We start from the raw sequence: 24,088 nt of genomic DNA on the forward strand, positions 1-24,088 counted from the left end.
GCCAATAATTAAGACATACCATAAATTTGAGTAAGAAGCATCCAAAACTTAGAAAAGCTTTGAGGATTACGCTAAGGATCTTAGCCGGTATCCTTATTTTCTTCGTATTACTTATCCTTTTTATCAGAAGTCCATGGGGACAAAACATTATTGTAAATAAAGTAGTCTCTACCATACAAAACAAAACCAATACGGAAGTCGAAATCGATCGCTTATTTATCACTTTTGGCGGAGCTATAAGTTTAGAAGGACTTTATTTGGAAGATAAAAAAGGGGATACCTTGGTTTATGCTCACAATCTGGAGGCAAATATTCCCATTTGGCCCATTATTAAAGGTAGTGGTTTTGGAGTAAATGATCTGGATCTTAAAGGGCTTAAAGCTAATATCTACCGTGAAGATTCTATTTCGGGTTATAATTTTCAGTTTTTAGTTGATGCTTTCGCCGCTTCGGACACTACAAATACCCAGCAAACAAAAGTGCAGGATACCACCTCTTCTTCAATGGATATTAGTATTGGGGATGTGAACCTTCAAAATATTATCCTGAATTATAACGATCAGGTAGCCGGAATGGAAGCACAGTTAAAACTGGGAGAACTCGATGTGGCTATGCGAAAAACAGACCTTAAAAATATGCAATTTGAGGTCGCAGATGCCTCCCTAAGCAATACCATGATCGTTTACCGGCAACTAAAAACCTTACCGCCAGGTGAAGATACAGAAACTCCTATGCCTTTGGTGGTGGTAGATCGTTTAAATTTAAATAATGTAAATGCCAAATACCAGTCTGAGCCAGGCGGAATACTGGCCGATGTCCATATTCCTGAATTTATCGCAGAAATGCCCAAAATGGATCTTGGCAATTACGAAATTCAATTTAATAATATAAGTTTAAAAAGATCGAATGTCTTATTAAGAATGCAAACCAAAACGGCGCAATCGCAGCCTCAGGATTCGATTAAAAATGATACTACAGGTTTTGTTTGGCCGGCCTGGAAAATTAACGTTAAACGTATCGATTTAGCGCAGAATAATATTGCTTACATTGTAGATAGTGCTAAAATAGAACAACGTCAATTTAACCCAAACGCTTTAAAGTTTAGAAATCTTCGACTTAAAACAGGAAATATAGCCCTAGCCGATCACAAGCTGAATGCCGATATTAATCAGGTTAGTTTTCAGGAAGCCTCAGGATTGGATCTTCGCGAATTTTCCACGGAAATTACGTTGGATAATTCTGCTTTAAATGTGAAAAATCTCATTTTCTCTCTAAATAACAATCAGCTTCAGGGAGATTTAAAATTAAACTATGCTTCCTTAGAACGTTTTATAGAAGAACCTGAAAAGACGAGTTTAGAGGCCAGCCTTTCTGAAATTCAGTTAGATATTAATGAAGTTTTCAGGTTTCAGCCCTCGCTTCAACAAAATCAATATTTAAAGGCATTAAGCCGTAAATTGCTTACCGGAAGTTTAAGTGCAAAAGGTGAACTTTCTGATATTCGTATCCCTTCAGCAAATATTTCTTGGGGGAGTCAAACAAATGTAGCCTTGAACGGTCAAATTCGAAATGCGACAGATCCCGATCATATTTATTTTAATATTCCGCGTTTTAGACTTAATTCTACAAAATCTGATCTTAATTATTTTGTTGACGAAAAGCAGATGGGAATTTATTTACCTAAAACCCTTGCTTTATCCGGGAACCTGGCGGGAACTCCAAGTGATCTTGAAGCAGATGCCACTTTAAAATCAAGCCTTGGGGACATTATGGCCAAAGGGAATTTTCAAAATACTCAGGAAATCGCTTTCCAGGCAGATGTAAAAGTAGATAGTCTAAGCCTGGGAGAATTATTACAAAATCCTGCTTTAGGCAAATTAAGCCTTAACTTAAAGGCAAAGGGAAGTGGTAATACAATGAATACGCTAGATGCGCAACTAGAAACCAATATTAGTCATTTTAGCTACAATGATTATCCCATAACAGATTTGAAAATTACCGGTGATATTAACGATGGTAGTGGTGATGTGAAAAGCAGTTACAGGGATGATAATCTGGATGCTGATTTATTAGCAAATGTGGTTTTAGATTCAGTTTCGCCAGAGGTTACTGTAAACCTGGATCTTGCTGGGGCAGATCTGGCCGCACTGGGGATTGTAAACAGGAATATACGAACCGGATTTAAAATGCGTGGCAATTTTAAAGGAAATAGCGAAACGTATAAAGCTTCTGCCGAGATTAAAGAAGGTGTGGCGGTTTATGATAACCAAACCTATTTATTAGGAAACCTGAATGCATCGGCTTTTGTGACTCCAGATACGACTTCTGTAAAGGTGAAAAATAAAATGCTGGATCTAAACCTGCAGTCTAATGCAAGTCCGGTAGAATTTAGTCAGGCATTACAAAGACATTATCAAAATTATCTTACCGAAGACGACTTAACCGATACGGTCGAAAATCCGGTAAATTTGTATTTAAAAGGAACTATAAGTCAGGCACCAATTCTTAACGAAGTTCTACTGGTAAATTTAGAGGAATTGGATACCGTTAAGATCGATGTAGATTTTAACGAAAAACAGCATAAATTAAATGCAGATGTTAAGGTACCATTTGCCCACTATTATGGTGCAGCAATCGATAGTCTGGGAATTACTGTACAATCAGACCGTAAGGATCTTGACTTTAGCTTTGGTTTTAATTCGATTAGTGCAGGCCCGTTGGAATTAAAGAAAACGCAGTTAAAAGCTAACCTTGCCAACCGCATACTCAATTTAAACTTTAATTCGGTGTACGACGAGGATACCCTGGTCAATGTATCTTCAAAATTGTCAAAAAACGACGATACATTTAGATACGAGATTAGTAATGAAAAACTAATCCTAAATAAAAATTTGTGGCAGGTAAAGGAAAGTAATGTGCTTTTATATGACGGTAAATCTATTGAGTTCGAAAATTTCAGGATTTCGAGGGAAAACCAATCTATGGAACTGGTAAATCAGCAAAATGAGCGAAATTTAGACAATATCACCTTGCTTTTTGATAACTTTAAATTGGCTGCCTTTTTAAACTTCCTTAATCCAGAAGTAAAATTGGCAAAAGGAAATATGAATGGCCGTTTTGCGCTCGTAGAGCCTTTTGGTAAAACGGGTATTTTGGCAGATTTAAATATTGAACAGCTGGAATCGATGGGTGTAGATCTTGGAAAATTATCACTCCGCGGAATTGCAAAAGGATCTGAAAAATACCGTTTTGAAATGGCAATGAAAGAAGGGGCGGTAGATATGGACTTGACAGGTAATTATAAAGCGGCAGATTCTACCGCAAATCTGGATATGAACCTTGATCTTAATAAAGTAGAAATGGCAGCGGTAACAGGTTTTTCATTTGGTGCATTAGAAGAAGGTAAAGGTTCTTTTAATGGAAATATAAAACTAAATGGTACGGTTGCAAATCCTGAATATTCCGGGAAACTAAATTTCAATGATGCTCAATTTACGGTTTCGATGCTTAATGCCCCCTTTGTTTTTAAAAATGAAACCCTAGATTTGGATAATAATGGCGTTTATTTTAATGATTTCAAGATAGGCGATACCAAAGGCAATTCTTTTGTGGTTGATGGCGAGTTAGGCACCGAGAGTTTTATTAATCCAACCTTCGATCTTAGTTTTGAAGCAAACGACTTTAATGTTCTTAACTCTACCGAAGAGGATAACGACCTGTTTTACGGAACAGCGAGTTTTGATGCACAGGCAACTTTAAAAGGCGACCTCAACTTACCCAAACTAAAGCTTAAACTTGAAGTGGGTGAAAATACCGATGTAACTTATGTAGTTCCTGAAACCGAATTGCAAATGCAGGAAAGAGAAGGGATCGTAGTTTTTGTAAATAAAGAAGACCCAGATAATATTCTTACCCAAACCGAAGAGCAATCTTACGTTTTTAGTGGTTACGATATCAATGCTGAATTACAAATTAGTGAGGAAGCGATTATTAATGTCATTCTAAACGAACAAACAAACGATAATCTTCAAATTCAGGGAAATGGAGATTTACGTTTTGGTATTTCTCCAAATGGTCGAACAACACTTAGCGGAAAATATACTATTACCGATGGTCATTATGAAATGAGTCTTTATAACTTGGTAAGCCGTAGATTTGAAATTGCCGATGGTAGCTCGGTAAGTTGGAGTGGAGACCCTTTTGATGCTACTTTAGATGTAAGGGCGATTTATAAAGTAGAAACTTCAGCTTATGCCCTTATGGCTGCCGGTGTTTCCGGTCGTAGCGATAATGATCGGGACAGGTATAGACAGGAATTACCATTTATGGTGTATCTAAACGTAGATGGAGAATTAATGCAACCTCAACTAAGTTTTGGCTTAGATATGCCAAAAGATTCACAAGGAGCTATTGGAGGCCAGGTTTACGGCAGGGTACAGCAATTAAACAGTCAGGAAAATCAATTAAATAAACAGGTATTCAGTTTACTGGTACTAAACAGGTTTTATCCAGATGCAGGTACTGATGGTAGTAATGGCGGGACGATGGCTATTGCACGGGAAAACATTAGTCAGGCGCTATCAGATCAGTTAAACATGTTTTCTGAAAAATTGCTGGGGGATACAGGTGTCTCACTTAATTTTGGAGTAGATAGTTATACCGATTACCAGGGCGATAATGGCCCGCAACAGCGAACAGATCTTAATGTGAGCGCCCAAAAGAAACTTTTTGATGATCGATTGATCGTTAGCGTAGGAAGTCAGGTAAATATTGAAGGCAGTAATAGCGGAAGGCAGGAAACCAATCCGTTGATTGGTAATGTGAGTTTAGAATATCTGCTTACAGAAGACGGAAGATTTAGGCTTAGGGGATTCCGAAGAAATCAATTTGAAAATGTTATCGACGGTCAACTTATCGTTAGTGGTATTGCACTTATATTTACAAGGGAATTTAACGAATATCGAGAACTGTGGAAGAACTTTTTGAAGTCTGAAGAGCAAGAAGACCAACCAGCCAGAAAAGAAGAAGAGGAAGAATGAAAATAAGAAATTACAGCATTATATTTTTATGTGCTTTAGGTTTGATTAATGCCTGTAGCGTAGATAAATATATTCCTGAAGACGAATATCTTTATCGGGGTGCGGATATTACGTTAATACCCGATACCACTTCTATAGAAGATTTGGATAATATAAAGTTAGAACTTCAGAATGTACTTGTTCCTAAACCAAATTCTAAATTTTTAGGGGCCTATCCCGGTTTATATTTTTATTACAAAGCTCAACGGGAAAAACCCGGTTTCATCAACAAATTTTTAAATAAAAAAATAGGTGAAGAGCCAGTTTATTTAAGTGACGTGGAAATTGGCAATACGCAGGATTTAATCATAAACAGGTTAGAAAATCGAGGTTTTTTTTATAGCAGGGTGAGTGCAGATGTAAACACTAATGATAAAAAAAAGACGGCAACGGCTGCTTACGATGTAGGGGTAACCACACCTTATAAAATGGAAAAATATCAGCTGGTAGAAGATAGTCTCTTTATTTATGACGACATAAAACCCATGGTAGAAGAAAGCAAGTTCTTTAAAGATATGCGCTTTGATCTGGCTAATATGAAAAATGAGCGGGAACGCTTAGATAGAGCACTTAAAGAAAAAGGCTACTATAATTTTAATTCAGGATTTTTGCTTTTTCAGGCAGATACTAATCAATACGACAATAAACGTTTTGATCTTTACTTAAAAGTAAAAAAAGATGTACCAGAGAAAGCTATAATTCCTTATAAAATTTCAAAAGTAAATATTTATCCCAATAGCGGTATAAAGCGGGATTCTTTAGAGAAAGATAAAGTACGTTTTAATAATAAAAATTTTCTTCAGGAGCAGGATAGTATATTTTTTTTACCAAAACGTTTAGACCCATTTGTTTTGATTGAAGAAGGCGACTATTATAGTCCCGATATTTCCAGGGCGACCAGTAGACGTTTAGGATCTATTGGTGCTTATAAATTTATCAATATCGATTATCAGGAAGTTGATACTTTAGCCAATGACAGTGTAGGTGCGTTAGAGGCTAATATTTATTTATCTCCATTAAACAAGCGAGCGATCAGGGCCGAGTTACAGGGCGTAACAAAATCTAATAATTTCGCGGGGCCAAGTCTAGCCGTTTCTTTAACCAACAGAAATTTATTTAAAGGAGGTGAGATTTTAAATATTCAGGCCAGGCTTGGTTACGAAGTTCAGGTGGCGAGTGGTAATAATACCGGTTTAAACAGTATTCAGCTGGGACTTGGGAGTGATCTGATTTTTCCCCGATTATTATTTCCATGGCAGTTTAACGAAGACTTTTTTGAATATGATATACCAAAAACAAAAATCAGTTTAAATGCCGATTACTTAAGACGTAGTCAGCTTTTTGCTTTGGGATCTGCTTCTGCGACTTTTGGCTACATCTGGAATGCTAATCGTTATGTAACCCATTCTTTTGATCCTGTAGCTATAACCTATGTAGATTTAATCAATACTACTCCTGAGTTCGAGGATATCTTGAAAAAGAACTCCTATTTACAAAGCAGTTTTAATCAGCAGTTTATTGTAGGATCATTATACAGTTTTACGTATAACGGAATGGTGGATCAAAACGATACCCATCAGTTTTTTGTTAATACTAATTTGGATATTGCCGGAAATTTGTTGGATTTGATTAGTGGTAATTCTGAGGAAGATCCGCAAACTGTTTTTAATTTAGAATATGCGCAATATGCGAAGGCCGATGTTGATTTTAGATATCACTTAAACCTGGGCGGAGGTAAAAAATTGGCTACCCGGCTTTTTGCCGGCTATGGAATGCCTTACGGGAATTCGAAGATTATGCCGTTTACCAAGCAATATTTTTCTGGGGGGCCATATAGTGTACGAGCATTTAGAATTCGACAACTAGGGCCGGGAACCTATAATCCCGATAACGTACCGGAAGAAGAGGATGATCCTGATCTGATGAATACCGATTATTTTGACCGTGCCGGGAATATTCGATTGGAAGCCAATATCGAATATCGCTTCCCGCTTTTCCCTCCTTATGTGAATGGTGCTGTTTTTGCCGACGCAGGTAATGTATGGACTTCTACTGAAGAAGATAGCTTACCGGGAGGAAAGTTCAGTTCTAATTTCATGAACGAACTGGGAATTGGTACCGGAGTAGGTGTACGTGTGGACATTCAGGGATTTGTGATTCGTTTTGATCTTGCGGCACCAATGCACGATCCATCTTTACCGCAAGGAGAACGCTGGACATATGATTTTGGCAGTCCTATTTTTAATTTCGCGATTGGATATCCATTTTAGAAAAAATCAATGCTGTTTTTTTGTTCCGAAGCATAGATCACCGGCATCACCAAGTCCGGGAACAATGTAGCCCCTGTAATCTAACTTCTGGTCTATAGCAGCAATCCATAAATGCGTATTTTGCGGAAATTCGTCATCAAGAAGTTTTAGTCCTTCCTCAGCACCAATGATCGCTACTAAGTGAATTTCTTTTGGAGTTCCCATTTGTTTTAAAGCTTGCATTACATTCACGAATGAACGGCCGGTAGCGAGCATGGGATCGGCAAGGATCAGCGTTTTTCCGTTTAAGGAGGGGGAGGCCAGATATTCTACTTTTATTTCAAATTCGTCATCATCATTAGGATGATGTCTATAAGCCGAAATAAATGAATTTTCAGCATCATCAAAATAATTTAGAATTCCGTTATGTAAGGGTAAGCCGGCACGAAGAATCGAACAGATTACAATGTCGTTAGTAGGGACTTCAACTTTAGAAGTGCCTAATGGGCTAGTAATTTCTTTGGTAGTATATTGTAATTTACTGCTTAGTTCATAACTTAGTATTTCTCCTAAGCGCTCTATATTTCTGCGGAAGCGCATACGATCCTGCTGAACATTGACATCCCGAAGTTGGGCAATAAACTTATTGGCAATAGAGTTATTATTTAGTAAATGATGAACGTGCATCGATTTAAAGTTTAGGGGTTAGATGCATTAAATATACAAACTATCAGAAAGGATTCTATTCTTAAGCCCTTTAGAATTTTTCAGAAATAAGTATTGACTGGCGAAAAAGCTGTAATTCAATATAAATAGATTATTTTTGGCTATATTTTTGATTAATATTCTGAAGTTAATTCCGCAGAAAAATGAAAAAGATAAGTTTAAGTTTACTATTATTTATTTTAGCCTTTAATTTTATTCAGGCACAGGAAATCCCGAGTACCAAGAATACCGGCGGATCCATAAAACCGGCGACCAGCGGTAGCAATTCTGTCTTTCTTCCAAGAGTGAATAATGAGACCGAAGATATTTTTATGAAAAAGGAGGAGCCTAAAATTAATATGCGTCAGGATAAAAACGGACTCCTAACCGAAGGTGATCGTGTTGCAGCAGAGTGGAAAGCCGACAAAAAAGCAAAAGGTGAATATGCCAAAGATCAATATCTTGGTGATGTAAAAACAAACGGTAAATTTGTAGAATTATATTGTAGGGATCATGAGTTTGTAGATGGAGATCGGGTGAAAATCACCGTAAACGGAGAGGTGATTTTTAATAACCTAGCATTAACAGGTTCCTACAAGCCAATATTGGTTACTTTACAAAGCGGTTTTAATACCATAGAATTTGAAGCATTAAATCAAGGATTATCTGGTCCTAATACAGCTATGCTGAAAGTTTTTGGAGAGGATGGTCAGCAACTGGTTTCAAAAGAGTGGAATCTTCTTACCGGTGCTAAAGCCAGTTTAATGGTAGTTAAGCAGTAATTAAAATGTTCAAGGTTTAAAGTTGAAAGTTCAAAAAGTTTGTAGTCAAAAAAGTTCAGAATTTAAAAAAAAGTTTAAAGCTAGAATCAATTATAAAATCAAAAAAATCGTCATTTCGACCCTGCCTCGGCGGCAGGCACGTGAAGCGCAGCGGAATGGAGAAATCTTAATTTTCATATCACTGTATAAAAGGTATTTTCAACTTTTCAAAATTTAAATTAAACCGTTCTGTATAAGAGGTCAGCTTAAAAAATATTCAAAATTAGTAGTTCTGTATCTTGCTTCTTGTCTCTTTCCTACATTCTAACTATCATTTTTCACTTTATACCTTTTCCAATTACCACTATGGCTTCCATTAATTTTTCTTTGGAAAATCACTCAGCTGCCGTTAGCCTTTAGGTTACTGAATGATCAGATGAATCGTATCAAATTGCCCAGGCGTGACAATAGGGGTCCAAAATTCAAAAGTTGTGGTCTGCTTCTTTTTGCATTATTTAAGGTCTATTTTCTAAATACGAACTACTCAATACTGAATCTAAAAAAAGATCTCTGCAAGGTCGGGGATGGCAAAATCCTATTATAAAATTTAAAAAAATTTCATTTCGACTGAAGCGTAACGGAATGGATAAATCTTGATTTCCACAGCACTGTGACAAGAGATTCTTTTACCTTTCTAAATCTAAATTAAACCGTCCTAATTTCAGAAAAGCCCTCAGCTATAAGCGGTCAGCTTAAAAAATTCAAAATTATAGTTCTGATTTCTACTCTTGCTTCTTCAAGTCTCTTTTCTCTCGTCTCTTTTCTATATTCTAACTTTGTAGGATAAACCCGGTTTAAATTATAACATGAATTTAGCATAGAAAAAGTTAAATGCTAATTAGCTTTATAAAGTGATTTCATACTAATGTTAAAAACTTACTAGACATGAGAGAAGCTATTCGCTTTACTCTAATTGTATCCTTAATCGTTGGGTTAATTATTTTTACTATCGTTTGGCCTGTTTGGGGCTTTTCTATTTTCGGGATTGTACTTTTTGCCATAGGGCTCTATGATATTTTTCAAAAAGAGCATACCATTTTACGAAACTTCCCACTGTTGGGGCATATGCGATATATGCTGGAACTTATAAGTCCTGAAATCCATCAATATTTTATCGAAAATGACACTGATGGTAAACCTATAGATCGTAATCACCGATCTTATATTTATCAGCGTGCCAAACTTCAAAAAGAAACGCACCCTTTTGGTACACAGTTAAATGTGGAAGAAGAGAATTTTAAATGGATGCGACATAGTATTTACCCTACAAAAGTTCAAAAAGAATATCCACGCGTAAATATAGGAGGACCTGATTGCGAACAGACTTACTCCGCCTCATTATTTAATATTTCAGCAATGAGTTTTGGGGCACTGAGCAAAAATGCTATTGAAGCCTTAAATAAAGGCGCAAAGGAAGGAAACTTTTTTCATGATACCGGGGAAGGAGGAATTTCAGATTACCACCGATTAGGCGGAGATCTTGTTTGGGAAATTGGTACCGGATATTTTGGTTGCCGAACAGAAGAAGGAAATTTTGATCCTGAACAATTTAAAGAAAAAGCTAATTGGCCGGAAGTAAAGATGATAGAAATTAAAATTTCTCAAGGCGCCAAACCCGGTCACGGTGGCGTTTTACCGGCTTCCAAAAATAATAATGAAATAGCAACAATTAGAGGGGTAGAACCGCATACCGATGTTCTTTCTCCCCCGGGGCATACAGCATTTAATAATGCAGAAGGATTATTAGGCTTTGTTGAACAGTTAAGAGTACTATCCAACGGTAAACCGGTTGGATTTAAGCTAAGCATTGGCTCTAAAGATGAATTTCTTGAGATTTGTGAAAAAATGGTGGAAACCGGAATTAAACCAGATTTTATTACGGTTGATGGCGCCGAAGGCGGAACAGGTGCTGCACCAATAGATTTTTCTAATTACGTAGGGATGCCTTGGGAAAAAGCTTTAATTTTTGTGGTAGACGCTTTAAATGGTTTCGACTTAAAGAAAGATATTAAAGTCGTAACAGCAACAAAAATTTTTACAGCATTTGATATTTTTAAGGCCTTATGTATTGGCGCAGATATCTGTAATTCTGCACGTGGGATGATGTTAGCGCTTGGTTGCATACAAGCGCTACGCTGTGATACCAATAAATGTCCTACCGGTGTGGCTACAAATGATAGGAGACTAATGAATGGTCTGGTAGTAGCGGATAAATGGAAAAGAGTTAAAAATTATCAGCAGCAAACTTTAGATGATTTTCTGGAACTTTTTGCCGCGGCAGGATGTGAGAGACTCTCTGAACTTAATCGCACCATGATTAATAAAAAGATAAATGATAAAATTGAATCTTATTCTGTATTTTATCCCTCGGTAGCTACCGGGGCTTATTTAAAAGAAGAGCGCGTTGCTCCCTAACCAAATATTTATATTATGAAAAAAGTATTAATTGCCATCGATTATCACCCAAATTCAGAGGTGGTAGCTAGTGCCGGTTATGAGCTGGCTAAAAGTATGAATGCAGAGGTTTGTTTACTTCATGTATTAGCCGAGGTCTCTCATTATGGCGTCAATTATTCAGAATTTCTTGGTTATCCTGGCTACGAGAATATGGGGGTTGATTTAAATGTAACTGCACAATTACAGGAAATGGCGCAGGAATACCTTAAGAGTGCGAAGAAGCAATTTAATGATGATAAAGTTTCTACGGCTTTAGAAATAGGGGAAACCCATCGTGGCATACTTAAATATGCAAAAGAATGGGGTGCAGATTTAATTGTTATGGGAACGCATAGTCATTCTACTTTAGAAAAAGTACTGGTAGGTACGGTGGCTTCGAAAGTTTTAGAAAAAACAGAAGTACCGGTTTATATGGTGCCTATAAAAAGATAAAAAAACCTAGATCTGGAGACTAATAGGTCTCCAGATCTTTTAATGAAGATACGGCTTTTAGTGTATGTTTAATTTCATCTAATTGGCCATTTAAGACTCTTAGAATATCGTCACTAAAGTTATATTTTCTTATTGCCCTCTCATACTCTTCAGCACTTTCTTTTTCACCTTCTAGACATTCTTCCAAAATTACTTCATCGCCATTATCACTAAAAATTGTTTTTAGATCCATCCAGGTACGTTGCAAACTTCCCTGAAAGGTTCCTGCATTGTGGGGTACCTCGTCTATCTGGTAGATTTCTCTTTCCAGTTCTTTTGTAAATCTAGCTCGTTGTTGCGCCTGGGTAAGCAGGAAGTTCTTTAAAAGATCACTTTCAGTATCTTCAAGTCCGTTTTTAAACACCTCTCCTGCGTCATGATTTTTTTCTAAAAGCTCTTGCAGTGCCTGAGCAATTTTTTTAGGGTCATTAATTTTTTCCATAGGAATATGATAATTAATTTAGCAAAAGTAGGTGTTGTTTTATGGTCAGGCTCTTAATTATTTATAAATTCACCTGGATTTAGCTTTTGGTGTTAATTAATCTAAATTTTATGAAAACCTATATTGCCATCTTAAAAGGAATAAATGTGGGAGGCCATAAAAAAATAATGATGGCGGATCTTCGGAAGATGCTATGTGAAATTTCGTATATCGGGGAAGTTAATACTTATATCCAAAGTGGTAATATTGTATTTAAAGCTTCCGAAGAAAATACCGATGTTTTGGAAAATCTTATTCAGCAGAAAATTGCAGATCATTATGGATTTAAGGTAAGTACTATCGTACTTTCTAAAGAAAATTTAAGTTCAATCATCGATAGCAATCCTTATGCTGAAGAGGAAATTAAGCGTTTACACTGTTGCTTTTTTAAAACCGATCCTATTTTAGAAAATCGACAGAAATTAGAAATTTTTGATGCCTCGCCCGATACGTTTACAGTAGGAAACAGCTGTATGTATATTTGTTGTGCGACCGAGCGTTATAGTAAATCAAATATAAATAACAGTGTTGCTGAAAAAATACTGAAGATTGAATGTACCACCCGAAATTGGAAAACCTGCACGAAACTTTTAGAAATGCTTGAAAATTTATAGTGGTTGTAATTGCAACTCAAATTCAATAATTCCAGCATCAATTTTTGCAGTCTGTAATATTCCGTTTTTATAATGATAAAAGCTTTCTCTTCCTTTCTCGTTTTCTTTAGCATAAGAATGCATACCTATTTTTCGTAATGACTGAAATTCGCCGGTTTCTTCGCTATAGGCTTTCTTCACACTGGTAGGCTCCTCAAACATTAACTGGATACAGGTATAGGAAATAGGTGAGTTTATGGTTTTTTGGAGCTTGCCAGAATCATAAAATTTATAGTTATGTTCATTTGTCTTTATAGTTTTAGTACTGGTACGGTTTTTTCCGTTTAAGAAAATTTGAGCTTCAGTATTTTTAAGCTCATGTCCATTAAAAACGCCCCTGAAATTATAATTGACTTCTATTTTGGCCAAAATTCGGGTTTGAATATTGGTTTCAGTTTGATATTCGGTAATTCCACCGTTTACTTTTTTAATTGCTTCTAACTTTCCAATTTTATCGCCTTTGTGGACCACAGCATAACTAAACGATTTATTTTGAGACAAGGCACTATATGAAATAGCTAAAAAAGCGAGTAAAAAAATAGTGAATTTCATAATTTGGAGATTTGACTGAAATAATTTGTTTTGAGTTTTTAAAACTTTTCCCTTAATTTCATAAATTCCTGTTCCAGAAAATTTAATTTTTGCTCAATTTCAACTGTATTATTTTCAGGAAGCCTTCTAAAAAACGTATAGCAAACGTGCCACATTTCCTTAATTTCACCAGATTCTATCTCGATATCTTCAATATTAGTATTGTTTGCTCTAAGTATAATTTTTGAAGATGAATAGTAAAATTTCCTAAAAAGTACTTTACCGTGTACCAGTGCAATTACCAGGCTGCTCGTATCGATTTTGGTAAAATCATTAGGATCAACTTTCTCTCCTATAACGACGTCTTTTGGACAATACGCCTTATCGTTATTTGTCATTTCCAGATTAGAAATTAAATAGGCTCTATATTCTTTATCAGGATCTACCGGTAAATGGAGTTTAGGAAGGTCTTCTATAAAATGAGGTTTATCATAATATAATATGTAATCGGCTTCGGTTTTTGGAGTGATACAGGGAATTTCAGCAAACTTTTCTTTATGAAAGCTTCCCTGTAGTGCCAGGTCGTCTTTAAACTTCAATAGTTTATTAACAGTTAGCTCTTGAGTTAATAGATCATCGATGGTTATGCTAAAATGATTAGCGATTTTAATAATGGTTTCAATACGCGGTTCACTTCTTTCTTCCTCGTAAGCTCCTAATGTACCACGTTTTAGCTCGAATAATTCGGCAAATGCCTGCTGACTTAATTTTTTGACATTTCTTATCTTCCTAATATTTTTACCGAAATGAGACATATTTTGCTAAAATTATTTGCAATATTGATTTTTTATAGTATCTTTATCTAACAATATTAGCTAATAGATTTGATAATTACTAATTTATTTGGTTATTTATCGATTTGACTAGTCAAATCAGTAATGTGCTAAAAAAATTAGCTTGACTTAGAAATTTAAACTTTAACCTAAACAACCAATGATTACAGCAATAATTACTACGGTGATTGTGTTAATAATACCTTAAAAACAAAATAGATTTTTGTATTATTATACCATAAAATTAACACCAATCAAAAAATACTGTCTAAATGAAAAATCATTTTCAGATCACAAAAAATTTTCTTTTAGAGCTGAACTTCAATATTGATTTTGAGAACGAAGCCGAGGGAATATTAATGATTCGCAAAGAAAATTTTGCAATTAAAAACCTTATCCTGGGCGTGGCACCGCCTATTTTAATTATGGAGCAGTTCTTATTCAGGATTAATAATCAGTCAGAAAAAATTTATCGAAGTCTGCTGCAAAAAAACAGAGATATCATTCATGGCGCCTTTGTACTGGACGATTCTGGCAAAACAGTGATCTTTAGGGATACCCTTCAAATAGAGAACTTAGATCTTAACGAGTTAGAAGGATCGTTAAACTCACTTAGTTTATTGATGAGTGAATATTCAGATAAAATTATAGAATTTTCAAAATATTAAACCTTAACGTTATGAACATTTTTAAACGATTATTTAAGATAGGAGAAGCTGAAGCTAATTCAGCAATCGATAAAATGGAAGATCCCATTAAATTAACCGAACAGGGAATTAGGGACCTTAAATTAGATTTAGAGAAAAATCTGGAGGCTTTGGCTCAGGTAAAAGCCTTGGCGATTAGAGCTAAAAACGACCAGGAAGAATACCTGGATAAAAAAGAGGATTATCATAATAAAGCGATTTTGATCCTTAAAAAAGGACAAAGTGGCGATATGGATAAAACCGAATCAGATCGTTTGGCTCGCGAAGCTTTGGTTAAGAAAGAAGAGGCCCAAAAGCATGTAGAACGATCTGAAGAAGAAGCGAAAAAGTTCAATGAAAATGTAGCACAGTTAGAACGAAATATTCAAACCATCAAATCGAATATCAGTAACTGGGAAAACGAACTTAGAACCCTTAAGGCGCGCGTAAAAGTGAGTAATGCCACTAAGAGCCTTAATAAGCAAATGGCTGAAATAGATAGTAGCAGCACCGTTTCTATGCTGGAGCGTATGAAAGAAAAAGTAGCCCAGGAAGAAGCACTGGCAGAAGCTTATGGCGATATTGCCGGCGCCTCGAAATCTATTGATGATGAGCTTGAAAAAGCTGCGAGTACTACAGAAGCTAAAGCCGAAGACGACCTTAGCAAGCTTAAAGACCAGTTGGGTTTAAACGATGATAAAAAATAACGAAATTGACCAGTTTAACAGACATATTATTTTCTGAGGTAAATATTACCTTAAGCATTCTCTGTATTCTATTAATCATTTATTGGTTGCTCACCATGATTAGCGGTATCGACTTTGAGTACGACATGGATATTGATATCGATGCCGATGTAGATGTCGATGCCGATCTGGCAACTGATGGTGCGAATATGGAATTCCAGGATGTGTCAAATGCCGAACTGAATAAAGAGGATGTGGTAGGCAGACGAATTCAACCGCTAAAATGGTGGCAAATTCTTTTGATTTATTTCAATTTCGTTGGCCTTCCGTTTATGTTCACCTTTACCTGTTTTGTGTTCATCTGGTGGTTTACCACGGCACTAACAACCGCCTTAACCTATACGTATGATCATTTTTTAGGTTTTGCGATTATGATTGCCGGTTTTTTCACCTCTTTATTTATAACCAAGATCTTTACCACACCATTTAAAGGTTTCTTTAAAAATCTGAATAAAGATGGCGATAAGGCAATCGATTATATTGGCCGGCAGGGGGTGTTACTTTCCACCATTTCAGGAGATAAAATGGGAAATGCCGAGATTTATGCTAATGGCGATTCGCATTCGATTTACGTAAAATCCCTGGATGGACATCAACTCAATTATCAGGACAAAATTTTAATTATCAAGCAATCAGCTGATAAAAATTATTTCTTAGTACAATCTTATAACGACTAACTTAACTTATTAAAAAATGAATCAAATTTTACCAATTATCGGAATTGGATTAGGGGGATTGTTATTCCTAATCGTAGTCTACTTCGCAATCATTGCGATGTTTTACAAAAAAGTTCCGCAGGGCCGTGCCATTGTTCGTACCGGTTTTGGCGGTACAAAGGTAGCCACGGATAAAGGACTTTATGTAGTGCCTGTTTTCCACAAGGTGGAAGTTATGGATATTTCTGTAAAGAAAATCCAGATCGAAAGAATGGAGCACGAAGGCCTTATTTGTAAAGACAATATGCGTGCAGATATTAAAGTAGCCTTTTTTGTAAGGGTGAATAATGATATTTCTTTCATCAAGAGAGTAGCGCAAACTATTGGAGTAGACCGTGCATCAAGAATCGAAACTTTAGAAGATCTTTTTGAAGCTAAATTTTCTGAAGCTTTAAAAACTGTAGGTAAAAAGTTCGATTTTATCGAATTATACGAAGCAAGGCGTGAATTTAGGGATGAGATTGTGAATATCATTGGTACAGATCTTAATGGCTATACGCTGGAAGATTGTGCGATCGACTTTTTAGAGCAAACACCAATTTCCCATTTAAAACCAGACAATATTCTGGATTCAGAAGGGATTAAAAAGATTACAGAGCTTACTGCGGTTCAGAATATGAAAGCGAACCTTATTAAGCGCGACGAAGAAAAAACCATCAGAAAGCAGGATGTGGAAGCGCGTGAAGCCATACTGGAATTAGATAAGCAATTGGCGGAAAAAGAAGAAGCGCAAAAGCGTGAAATCGCAAACATCAAAGCCCGTGAAAATGCTGAAGTGAGTAAAGTTGCGGAAGAAGAGCGTTTAAAATCTGAAACAGCTAGAATTGCTACGGAAGAAAAAGTAAAAGTAGCTGAAGAAAACATGAACCGTCAAATCATCGTGGCGGCGAAAAACAAAGAACGGACAGAAGCGGTAGAAAGCGAAAGAGTAGAAAAAGATCGTATGCTGGAAGCTACCGAGAGAGAACGTATTGTGACGCTTGCTCAAATTGAGAAAGAAAAAGTTCTTGAAGTAGAGAAGAAAAACATTCAGGATGTGATTCGGGATAGGGTGATGTTAGAAAAAGGAGTGGTAGAAGAGCAGGAGAATATGAAAGATATCCAGGCCTTTAAAACTGCCGATCGTGAAAAGCAAGTAAAAGTAACGATTGCTGAAGCCAACGCTCAGGAGCAATTAATCAAAACCATTAAAGCTGCTGAAGCACAAAAAGAAGCAGCCAAGCAAAAAGCCGAAGAAATTAATATCGAAGCCCAGGCGCATAAAGAAGCCAGTGAAAAAGAAGCAGAAGCTAGAAAAACCATTGCTGAAGCTAAAGCGAAAGAGGAAGCCACCATTGGTTTATCTGAAGCTGAAGTAATGCATGCGAAAGCTGATGCCAGCGAAAGACAGGGACTTATGGAAGCGCTTATTATCGAGAAAAAAGCGAAAGCCGAAGCTGCAGGGATGGAGGCCAAAGCTGAAGCCAGCAGAAAAGAAGGTAAAGCTGCCGCCGATGTAATTAGGGAAAAAGCGCTTGCTGACGCTGCAGGTATCGAAGAAAAAGCAGCTGCAATGAAGAAACTTGATGGTGTTGGTAAAGAACACGAAGAATTTAAGTTGAAACTGGATAAGGAATTACAGGTAGATCTGGCACATATCAACATCCAAAAAGATATTGCCGATGCTCAGGCACATGTCATTAGTGACGCGCTTAAGGCGGCTAAGATTGATATTGTTGGAGGAGAAACCATGTTCTTCGATCAGATCATTGGCCAGATTACCAGAGGGAAAGGATTCGACAGATTGGTACAAAACAGTACCAATATTCAGGATTTAAAAGATTCGATCTTAGGGAGTGATGATATCAAAGGAAATTTACTAACTAAAGTGCGTGAGTTTTCAGAGAAATACGGAATTTCTTCCGAAGATATCAAAAACCTTACGATTGCAAATTTGATCATGGAATTAAAAGGTCGTTCCAACGACCAAAATGAGCAAACCATGTTAGGCAATTTATTCAACCTGGCTAAAGGTTTAGGATTGTCTGATCAGCGAGTTTCAACCTTAAAGGTTTAGTTAATAATACATTATGAAATAGGAATGTCATCCTGAAGCTGCCCGTCCTTTTAGGCGGGCTAGTTTCAGGGGGTGCATCCTGTTTTTACGATGAAATTTCAGATTAGATCTGGAACGACTAAAATTCAACCCTAACCCTTACCACAAAACCTAATGAATACTAACGAAGAAAAGCCGGTACAAAAAGATGCTTTAGATGGTGGGACGTACGAGATTATCCGTAAACGTCTTAACACTCATAAATCTGATTTACAGGAACGTCTTAATACCTTGAATGAAGCCCGAAAAACGGTTTTTGGTTCGCTGGAAACGCAATTAATAGCCAATAATCGGATAAGTACCGAAAATAATTGTGTGGCCAGGGATATTATTTCACTGGGAAATACCTGTATTTTTGGCTATAACGTGCATTTTGGATTACGTACAGAAATTAGCCTTTCTGATGTGCTTAGTATTTACGAATTTAAAGATCATCATTTTGGATCGGTTGCTTTAAATCTTTTTGAAGATGCAACCTTTAAAACCGATTTTTCAAATCTTTATAAATACTATCGAAATACCATTTTTAGCAAGTTTGCAAGGATCGGCAATTATTTACATATGGTCTTTCAGCTTAGTGAAAGCGTAACCGATATTAAGACCTTTAAGTGGCTTATTAAAGACAATAAGCTCACTTATATTGATAATCGCAGTGAGCATGAATTTAAATATCCGCAGCAACATCAATTTAAATGGCAGGAAGCTACCCGGGATATGCAACGTTACGGGGAGCATTCACATGTAGCGATTTTAGATAAAGTTTTTGTAGAAACCATTGGTGGCGATCTTACCATCAAGATCGAAGATAATACCGAAGACGGAATGGGCATATTTTCTGAACCGGTAGCGTATAAAGATCAAACCCTGGATGATGGTCAAATTCGTTTTGCCGATCTTGGAAATTTAATCGCACTTGAAATCAAACCTTTTCAGGAAGAGCCCCGCTATTTTGTATATAATCACAAAATGCAGGAGGTTCAGAAAATTGATTCCATTAAAGAAACCGCTGTCTTATTGCCAGATGATCAGGGTATTATTTTTCCGAATGGCTATTATTTGCAAACGGGAGAATTTCATCTGTTCTCCAATGAAGTTCAGGCCCTAAAATATCAAGAAACCATAAGTTCTCCAAACGGGGAAGACTTTTTATATGTTTTCTATTCGCCCACTAAGGGTACTTATCTGCTAATGGATTATAATATGATCGAGCAGGAGATAAAAACACCTATTGTATGTGGGGGCTTCACCATTTTACCCAATGGCGAATTATGCTATTTTAAAGCTGATGATGAACAAACGAAACATCATATGATCCAGATTTGGCAAACACCATACCTGGAAGGTGATATCATGCCATCTGAACATCAGGATTCTATGCTGTATAAAATTGGAAATAAGGATATCGTTAAAGCCATGGCTGAAGCTAATGAGCTGATCACCTTGCTGAGTAAAGAAGATAATTACGACGGTTTGTATGCCGATATTGCCAAGTCTTCGAAAAATATCTTAGATGCGTATTATTGGCTAAACGAAAAGGAAACCGCTGTTTTAAACGAGCCGTTAAAAGAAATCAATATTGCGGCCAATGCAGCGATCGATGAATTTCAGAAGGTGATTCAGCTTAAGAAAAACGCTGAAAAACAAACTCAGGAAATTCAGCAAAAAGCGCAAAAACTTTTCAGTAAAATTAAGAGTACTTCTTTTAAAAATATCAACGAATTTGTAGAATTACTCTCACAGCTAAGGGCCTTGCGGGGAGAGGTGATTGGATTATATGAAATTAGATATGTAAATGAAGGATTTATTAAGTCGCTAGAGACTGAAATTGCCCAGCAAACCACTATAATTTCAAGACGTTGTGTGGAATTCTTACTTAAGGATAAAGCGCTACAGCCTTATCATGATAAAGTGGAAGAAAAACAGCAGCAACTCGATAAGATCAGTAAAGTTGTTGAAGCGAAAAAGTTGGAAGAGGACGTCAATCAGATCGCAATCGATCTGGAAATGCTTATCGATATAGTTTCGAATCTGGATATCGAAGATACGTCGCATTCTACCAAAATCATCGATAATATTTCTTTGATCTTTGCCACGATAAATCAGCTTAAGGCCGCCATTAAAAACAAGAAAAAGTCGCTTGGGAGCAAAGAAGCTAAAGCCGATTTTGCCGCACAGTTAAAACTTATAGATCAGAGTATTATTAATTATCTGGATATCGCTTCAACTCCTGAAAAATGTGATGAATTTCAAACAAAAGTCAGTATTCAACTGGAAGAATTAGAAGGTAAATTTGCCGATTTTGAGGAATTTATTACTGAAATTATCGAAAAGCGGGAAGAAGTTTATAATGCTTTTGAAAGTAAAAAAAGCACTATTAACGAAAAGCGAAATAAAAAAGCCATTGCACTGCAAACTGCTTCAGATCGTATTTTAAAAAGCATTGGCAAAAAAGCCGAAAGTCTACAATCGGTTTCAGAAATTAACGGCTATTACGCTTCAGATCTTATGGTTAACAAACTTCGCGATATCGTAGAGCAGTTACGAGAACTGGACGATACCGGTAATGCAGAAGAAATTGAAACTTCTTTAAAAACAAGTAGGGAAGATGCGTTGCGAAAACTAAAAGACAAGCAGGATCTTTACGAAGATGGCGAGAATATTATCAAACTAGGTAATCATAAATTCGGGGTGAACCGCCAGGAACTGGATTTAAGTATTGTTTTTAAAGACGACAAGTTATTTTACCATTTAAGCGGAACCGATTTTTACCAGGAGCTGAAAAATGAAATTCTAAATAATAGTAGAAAATACTGGAATCAGGAATTTATTTCTGAAAATGATTCGGTTTATCGTTCTTCATTTTTAGCCTTTAAAATTTATAAAGATCAAAATCCAGAAATACTTTCGGGGTTAAATGAGGACGAGTTGCTGAAGGTGATTCAGGAAGAAAGCAGCAGTAATTATTCTGAAGGTTATATAAAAGGCGTTCATGATTTTGATGCGGCTAAAATTCTACATATTTTGGTGCAAAAACATCAGGATTTAGGGATATTAAGATGGCGACCTGAAATTCGTGCCTTTGCGAGGTATTTTTGGAATAAGCTAGAAAATGAGGTAAAAGAGAGCTACAATAACTCGATAAAAGCATCGGGACAGGTCTTAAAATATTTTCCAAACACCCGCGAATATGATTTTTTGATTCAGGAATTAGAGCTGGTTATTAGTGATTTTGGACAAAATACAGGTTTATTTTCTGCGGAAGTAAGTTTAGAAGTGGCACAATATCTTTTTGAAGAATTACAAAGTGATGATCAGTTTGTGGTGAGCGGATTAGCAAAAAAACTTGCCGATGATTTTCAACAAATGCTCAAAAAAGAAAGAGCTGAATCTCAGTTTAAAAACAGTGTTGAAAGTTTACAATCGTATTCCGCAAAAATAAGACTGGTTAAACAATGGCTTCAGGCTTTTGCTAAGTCGAAATTGTTAGAAAATCAAGTGAACTATATTGATGAAGCGACCTGTTGTATTTTATTTCCACAGCAAAATCCGGAAGTGAATCATATCGATCCATCTGCGGCTATTTCAGAACTAAAAGGAGACCATAAAAATATCAAAAATGGGCAATTTGAGTTCAATTTTCATGAGTTTACACAAAAACTTCAGTTGTATTTCAATTATAGCGTTCCGGCATTTCACGCCTTCAGAAAAGCAAGACATCAGGTCACCGAAGATTTAAAAGAGCAGCTAAAATTAGACGAATTTAAGCCCAGGGTGTTAACCTCTTTTGTACGGAATAAATTAATAGATCAGGTTTATTTCCCATTGTTTGGCGAAAACTTGGCGAAGCAATTGGGAAGTGTAGGGGAGAATCGACGTACTGACAGGATGGGAATGTTGTTATTAATTTCACCACCGGGTTATGGAAAAACAACGCTGATGGAATATATTGCCAATCGTTTAGGCTTGGTGTTTATGAAAATTAATGGCCCGGCAATTGGTCATGAGGTGACCTCTGTAGATCCAGAAGCGGCGACCAATTCGGCCTCCCGACAGGAATTAAAAAAGCTGAATTTAGCTTTTGAAATGGGCAATAATGTGATGTTATATCTGGACGATATTCAGCATTGTAATCCGGAATTTTTGCAAAAGTTCATTTCTTTAGCAGACGGTACCCGAAAGATAGAAGGAATTTATAACGGAAAATCAAAAACTTATGATTTGCGCGGTAAGAAATTTTGTGTCATCATGGCGGGGAACCCTTATACTGAAAGTGGTGAGAAATTTAGAATCCCGGATATGCTTTCTAATCGGGCAGATATCTATAACCTAGGGGATATAATTGGCGATACAGAAAGTTTATTTAAATTAAGCTTGTTGGAAAATTCGCTAACATCAAATCCTGTGTTGCACCAACTAAGGTCAAGAAATTTTGATGATGTGTATACATTGATTGATCGTGTAGAAAATAATTCGGATGCCGGAGAATTAAAAGGCAACCACACACAACAGGAAATTCAGGATTATAAATCGGTTTTGGAAAAAGTTCTCAGCATCAGGGATACGGTTTTAAAAGTAAACGAAACCTATATAAAATCGGCAGGAACAGAAGATGAATATCGAACCGAGCCTGCGTTTAAGTTGCAGGGCTCCTATCGGGATATGAATAAACTGGTTTCTAAAGTAGTACCGATAATGAATGAAAAAGAAGTAAACAGTTTGCTGTTATCACATTACGAAAATGAATCACAAACGCTTACTGCTGCTGCAGAAGCCAATTTATTGAAGTTTAAAGAATTGCGTGGGAATATTTCTGAAGAAGAAAGATTGCGTTGGGATGCTATAAAGGAAACCTTCTTAAAGAATAATAAACTAAAAGGCTTTGGTGATAAAAACGAAATGGCGCAAGTCTTATCGCAAATGATGGCTTTTTCAGAAAACCTTGAAGGAATTAAACAGGTTTTGCAAAGAGGTCTGGAAAAGTGACATTTATTTTATACTGCCCCAACATCTACAAAAATTGTGTTTGGGCAGTTTTAAAATAAACTAAAATTTGACTAATGTTTTAATCAATTATAAGATATTTTTGGTTTTTACCTTGCCTTGAATTTCAATAATTTACTTTTATTCTTCATTATTAATGATAGGGAGTTGTAGCTAAAAGTAAGTATTTTTCTACATTCAGATGTAAGAAAACACAAATCTTAATATACTGAACAGTAGGTTTGTGTGTCTTTAGACGAATATCTAGGTAAATAATCGTTTTGTTTTTATTAAGAAAAAAATTAACATTAATTTCGTCTAGTTTATCTTAATATAAATTTTGATGAAGAAACATTATCCTCTTAGAAACGACTTAGCATTAACTTTTTTATTAATACTTTGTGTCTATTCTTTTGGCATCCTTGATTTATCTGCACAGGTAGGTATAGGAACTGCAAATCCTGATCCTTCGGCTATTTTGCATATTCAAAGTACGAATAAAGGAGTTTTATTACCGAAAGTTGATTTACAAAACCTAACCGATAAGTATACTGTTAGTAATCCTAAAGAGGGTTTACTGGTCTAT

At 36.2% G+C, this 24,088-nt stretch carries 15 protein-coding genes and 1 pseudogene; 12 read left to right on the forward strand and 4 right to left on the reverse strand.

Annotated elements, in window-relative coordinates:
• Positions 1-26: 26 nt before the first annotated feature.
• Both AC13DP_RS12605 and tamL read left to right on the forward strand, forming a co-directional pair.
• A complete protein-coding gene (locus AC13DP_RS12605) occupies positions 27-5,039 on the forward strand; it encodes a translocation/assembly module TamB domain-containing protein (protein ID WP_272957659.1) in 5,013 nt (1,670 codons plus the stop codon).
• On the forward strand, positions 5,036-7,348 hold the full coding sequence (tamL, locus tag AC13DP_RS12610; RefSeq protein WP_272957658.1) for a translocation and assembly module lipoprotein TamL: 2,313 nt from the start codon (positions 5,036-5,038) through the stop codon (positions 7,346-7,348). Before AC13DP_RS12605 ends, tamL begins: the two co-directional genes overlap by 4 nt.
• Positions 7,349-7,354: 6 nt before the next feature.
• Here tamL and upp read toward each other — a convergent pair whose 3' ends face one another.
• A complete protein-coding gene (gene upp, locus AC13DP_RS12615) occupies positions 7,355-8,014 on the reverse strand; it encodes a uracil phosphoribosyltransferase (protein WP_013071512.1) in 660 nt (219 codons plus the stop codon).
• Positions 8,015-8,196: 182 nt separating this feature from the next.
• Between upp and AC13DP_RS12620 the strand changes: the two genes are divergently transcribed.
• The 3 genes from AC13DP_RS12620 (at position 8,197) to AC13DP_RS12630 (ending at position 11,742) form a co-directional block, all read left to right on the forward strand.
• Positions 8,197-8,814 carry a hypothetical protein gene (locus AC13DP_RS12620; RefSeq protein WP_272957657.1) on the forward strand — a complete coding sequence of 206 codons (618 nt, stop codon included), beginning with the start codon at positions 8,197-8,199 and terminating at the stop codon, positions 8,812-8,814.
• Positions 8,815-9,738: 924 nt separating this feature from the next.
• Positions 9,739-11,268 carry an FMN-binding glutamate synthase family protein gene (locus AC13DP_RS12625; protein WP_273299546.1) on the forward strand — a complete coding sequence of 510 codons (1,530 nt, stop codon included), beginning with the start codon at positions 9,739-9,741 and terminating at the stop codon, positions 11,266-11,268.
• 15 nt (positions 11,269-11,283) lie between these two features.
• Positions 11,284-11,742: a universal stress protein gene (locus AC13DP_RS12630; RefSeq protein WP_013071515.1), complete on the forward strand. Its 459-nt coding sequence runs from the start codon at positions 11,284-11,286 to the stop codon at positions 11,740-11,742.
• A gap of 19 nt (positions 11,743-11,761) precedes the next feature.
• Here the strand turns inward: AC13DP_RS12630 and AC13DP_RS12635 are convergent, their stop codons facing one another.
• A complete protein-coding gene (locus AC13DP_RS12635) occupies positions 11,762-12,223 on the reverse strand; it encodes a ferritin-like domain-containing protein (protein WP_013071516.1) in 462 nt (153 codons plus the stop codon).
• A gap of 110 nt (positions 12,224-12,333) precedes the next feature.
• Between AC13DP_RS12635 and AC13DP_RS12640 the strand changes: the two genes are divergently transcribed.
• The gene (locus AC13DP_RS12640; protein ID WP_228250178.1) at positions 12,334-12,876 is read left to right on the forward strand and encodes a DUF1697 domain-containing protein; all 543 of its coding nucleotides are present in this window, start codon (positions 12,334-12,336) and stop codon (positions 12,874-12,876) included.
• On the opposite strand, the gene AC13DP_RS12645 is transcribed toward AC13DP_RS12640, so the two are convergent.
• On the reverse strand, positions 12,871-13,467 hold the full coding sequence (locus AC13DP_RS12645; RefSeq protein WP_228250179.1) for a DUF6134 family protein: 597 nt from the start codon (positions 13,465-13,467) through the stop codon (positions 12,871-12,873). The two genes, AC13DP_RS12640 and AC13DP_RS12645, sit on opposite strands and share 6 nt — an antisense overlap.
• Positions 13,468-13,505: 38 nt before the next feature.
• Positions 13,506-14,261 (reverse strand): helix-turn-helix domain-containing protein, encoded by a 756-nt coding sequence (locus tag AC13DP_RS12650; RefSeq protein ID WP_013071519.1) that lies wholly within the window; start codon positions 14,259-14,261, stop codon positions 13,506-13,508.
• 290 nt (positions 14,262-14,551) lie between these two features.
• On the opposite strand from AC13DP_RS12650, the gene AC13DP_RS12655 reads away from it, so the two are divergent.
• From AC13DP_RS12655 to AC13DP_RS12680, 6 genes and pseudogenes are all read left to right on the forward strand, one after another.
• Positions 14,552-14,947 (forward strand): YbjN domain-containing protein, encoded by a 396-nt coding sequence (locus AC13DP_RS12655; RefSeq protein ID WP_013071520.1) that lies wholly within the window; start codon positions 14,552-14,554, stop codon positions 14,945-14,947.
• Positions 14,948-14,958: 11 nt separating this feature from the next.
• Positions 14,959-15,672 (forward strand): PspA/IM30 family protein, encoded by a 714-nt coding sequence (locus AC13DP_RS12660; protein WP_013071521.1) that lies wholly within the window; start codon positions 14,959-14,961, stop codon positions 15,670-15,672.
• A 5-nt stretch (positions 15,673-15,677) separates the two neighbouring features.
• Positions 15,678-16,388 (forward strand): hypothetical protein, encoded by a 711-nt coding sequence (locus tag AC13DP_RS12665; protein WP_228250181.1) that lies wholly within the window; start codon positions 15,678-15,680, stop codon positions 16,386-16,388.
• 16 nt (positions 16,389-16,404) lie between these two features.
• Positions 16,405-18,483 (forward strand): SPFH domain-containing protein, encoded by a 2,079-nt coding sequence (locus tag AC13DP_RS12670; RefSeq protein WP_013071523.1) that lies wholly within the window; start codon positions 16,405-16,407, stop codon positions 18,481-18,483.
• Positions 18,484-18,636: 153 nt separating this feature from the next.
• Entirely contained in the window at positions 18,637-23,505 is a 4,869-nt protein-coding gene (locus AC13DP_RS12675; RefSeq protein ID WP_228250182.1) for a DNA repair ATPase, read from the forward strand.
• A gap of 340 nt (positions 23,506-23,845) precedes the next feature.
• Positions 23,846-24,088, forward strand: a pseudogene (locus tag AC13DP_RS12680) (hypothetical protein); the annotation flags it as partial.

Source organism: Zunongwangia sp. L-65, assembly GCF_056859415.1.

What these genes read in the sequence shown, in the direction of transcription:
- upp (WP_013071512.1), bottom strand. Translation starts at nt 8,014, where the DNA reads ATGCACGTTCATCATTTACTAAATAATAACTCTATTGCCAATAAGTTT.
- AC13DP_RS12650 (WP_013071519.1), bottom strand. Translation starts at nt 14,261, where the DNA reads ATGTCTCATTTCGGTAAAAATATTAGGAAGATAAGAAATGTCAAAAAA.
- AC13DP_RS12630 (WP_013071515.1), top strand. Translation starts at nt 11,284, where the DNA reads ATGAAAAAAGTATTAATTGCCATCGATTATCACCCAAATTCAGAGGTG.
- AC13DP_RS12620 (WP_272957657.1), top strand. Translation starts at nt 8,197, where the DNA reads ATGAAAAAGATAAGTTTAAGTTTACTATTATTTATTTTAGCCTTTAAT.
- AC13DP_RS12675 (WP_228250182.1), top strand. Translation starts at nt 18,637, where the DNA reads ATGAATACTAACGAAGAAAAGCCGGTACAAAAAGATGCTTTAGATGGT.
- AC13DP_RS12625 (WP_273299546.1), top strand. Translation starts at nt 9,739, where the DNA reads ATGAGAGAAGCTATTCGCTTTACTCTAATTGTATCCTTAATCGTTGGG.
- AC13DP_RS12645 (WP_228250179.1), bottom strand. Translation starts at nt 13,467, where the DNA reads ATGAAATTCACTATTTTTTTACTCGCTTTTTTAGCTATTTCATATAGT.
- AC13DP_RS12640 (WP_228250178.1), top strand. Translation starts at nt 12,334, where the DNA reads ATGAAAACCTATATTGCCATCTTAAAAGGAATAAATGTGGGAGGCCAT.
- AC13DP_RS12635 (WP_013071516.1), bottom strand. Translation starts at nt 12,223, where the DNA reads ATGGAAAAAATTAATGACCCTAAAAAAATTGCTCAGGCACTGCAAGAG.
- AC13DP_RS12655 (WP_013071520.1), top strand. Translation starts at nt 14,552, where the DNA reads ATGAAAAATCATTTTCAGATCACAAAAAATTTTCTTTTAGAGCTGAAC.
- AC13DP_RS12670 (WP_013071523.1), top strand. Translation starts at nt 16,405, where the DNA reads ATGAATCAAATTTTACCAATTATCGGAATTGGATTAGGGGGATTGTTA.
- AC13DP_RS12660 (WP_013071521.1), top strand. Translation starts at nt 14,959, where the DNA reads ATGAACATTTTTAAACGATTATTTAAGATAGGAGAAGCTGAAGCTAAT.
- tamL (WP_272957658.1), top strand. Translation starts at nt 5,036, where the DNA reads ATGAAAATAAGAAATTACAGCATTATATTTTTATGTGCTTTAGGTTTG.